General features: G+C 53.3%; 4 protein-coding genes. All 4 read left to right on the forward strand.

Annotated features, from left to right (window positions below):
- A partial coding sequence (locus tag MVD07_RS07830; RefSeq protein WP_297500483.1) for a helix-turn-helix domain-containing protein occupies nt 1-239 on the forward strand: 239 nt, incomplete at its 5' end.
- Nucleotide 240: 1 nt separating this feature from the next.
- Nucleotides 241-525, forward strand: a complete 285-nt coding sequence (locus MVD07_RS07835) for a hypothetical protein (RefSeq protein ID WP_297500485.1) — start codon at nt 241-243, stop codon at nt 523-525.
- The gene (locus MVD07_RS07840; protein ID WP_297500488.1) at nt 518-1,168 is read left to right on the forward strand and encodes a phosphatase PAP2 family protein; all 651 of its coding nucleotides are present in this window, start codon (nt 518-520) and stop codon (nt 1,166-1,168) included. Before MVD07_RS07835 ends, MVD07_RS07840 begins: the two co-directional genes overlap by 8 nt.
- Complete coding sequence (locus MVD07_RS07845; RefSeq protein ID WP_297500491.1) at nt 1,161-1,622, forward strand: COG2426 family protein; 462 nt, start codon at nt 1,161-1,163, stop codon at nt 1,620-1,622. The genes MVD07_RS07840 and MVD07_RS07845 overlap by 8 nt, the downstream gene beginning before the upstream one ends.
- Nucleotides 1,623-1,639: the final 17 nt, after the last annotated feature.

Raw genomic sequence — 1,639 nt, forward strand, 5'->3', positions numbered from 1 at the left:
CTCAAAAGGAGCTCTGCAGTGAGTTAGGTCTCTCGCCACCCACTGTGAGTTACTACATTAGCAAGCTGAAGGAGCTGAATCTCGTCCGGAGCGTAAAAGACGGGAAGTTTGTAAAGTACTATTTTACGGGAGATGTTGAGCTGTTTGTTAAGCTTATCCAGAACTATCATCCGAGCTTATTCGATAGGTGGGCCGATAGGATAGTGGACATATTCATGGACTTTGAGGAGGGAGTTTAAGATGCTGGACATAGACCAACTCCTGAGCCTGGGTATTGTCACTTTCTCGCTCATCCTCACCGGGGCATCTCTTATCGCGTATCAAAGAACGAGGCTCAGGAAGTTCCTTATAGTTTCCCTTGCGTTCCTGCTCTATGCGGTGAAGGAATTCGCTGAGCATATAGACGTTGTGTTCCCCAACTTGGAGACCAACACAGTGGAGCTCATATCGAACTCGCTGGAGTTCCTGATAATAGCACTGTTCTTTGCGGCTGTTGTAATCAAGGAGGGAAGGAAGGATGAATAAGGAAGTTGAATACAAAACACTGTTGGTTTTAACGGGGATTTTGGCCCTACTGCTCACCCTTCAAATAACGGGGGCTTTCAGCGGTATAGACAATGCCATCAACTCCACCCTCCCTAGAGGTGGTTCCTTTATCGGTCTCCTCACGGACACGGCGAGCTTTGCCCTCACTGCCATATACCTCATCCTCTTCGCCCTGTGGGACTTCAAAGAGGCAGGGAAGCTAAGGGCGTTCACCCTTGAACTAACCGTGGGTATTGTGGTCTCCATGGTTATAGTGGGCCTGTTGAAGGTTCTTGTTGGGGCTCCCCGGCCCGGAGAGGCTCATGTTAACTGGGGTTTGCTCGAGTCAATAAAGAACGCCGACTACTTTGCCTTCCCGTCGGGCCACACGGCGAGGGCTGCTGTGCTGGCATACTTCCTGAGCAAACGATGGAGGAAACTCTGGCCCTTCTGGTGGGGATGGGCGGTTGTGATAGCCCTTACGAGGCTCCTCCTCCATGTCCACTGGTTCAGCGACGTCCTCTTCGCCCTCTTCCTTGGCCCCTGGGCAGGCCTGCTCGTCGAGCTGACCAAGGACTGGTGGTTGCCACTTTACAGGGTCGTTGTGAGAAAGCTCAGGCTGGGGGTGTTGGACGTTGAATGAGCTTCTGCAGATTTTCCTCCTCTCTCTGGTTCCGACATTCGAGGGAAGGTATGCCATAGTCTACGGCATAGGAAGGGGCTACCCTCTATGGAGGACGCTCTTAGCGGCTTCCCTCGGCGTCCTCTTTCTCTCCTTCATACTACCCCCTCTGCTTCCCTACATAGACAGGCTGATGCTCTGGCTCGAGGGCACTTCCCTGGGGAAGATCGCCCGCCTGTACATGACTTACATTGAGAGGGTGAGGAGAAAAACCCACCCCTACGTTGAAAAGTGGGGCTTCTGGGGGCTCCTGATATTCGTTGCGGTTCCCCTCCCCGGAACGGGGGTCTGGACCGGCTCCCTTGCTGCTTACGTCTTCGGCATAGAGAAGAAGCAGGCGGTTCCAGCTTTAATCCTCGGTGGACTGCTGAGCATGGCTATAACGCTCGGACCGGCCCTTGGTCTGTTCGGGTAAGGGGAGCGGGGTTTATT

This window comes from Thermococcus sp., assembly GCF_027008145.1.
GTDB lineage: Archaea > Methanobacteriota_B > Thermococci > Thermococcales > Thermococcaceae > Thermococcus.

Bases quoted from the DNA above. Each gene is read 5' to 3' on its own strand.
- MVD07_RS07840 (WP_297500488.1), top strand. From the start codon at position 518: ATGAATAAGGAAGTTGAATACAAAACACTGTTGGTTTTAACGGGGATT.
- MVD07_RS07835 (WP_297500485.1), top strand. From the start codon at position 241: ATGCTGGACATAGACCAACTCCTGAGCCTGGGTATTGTCACTTTCTCG.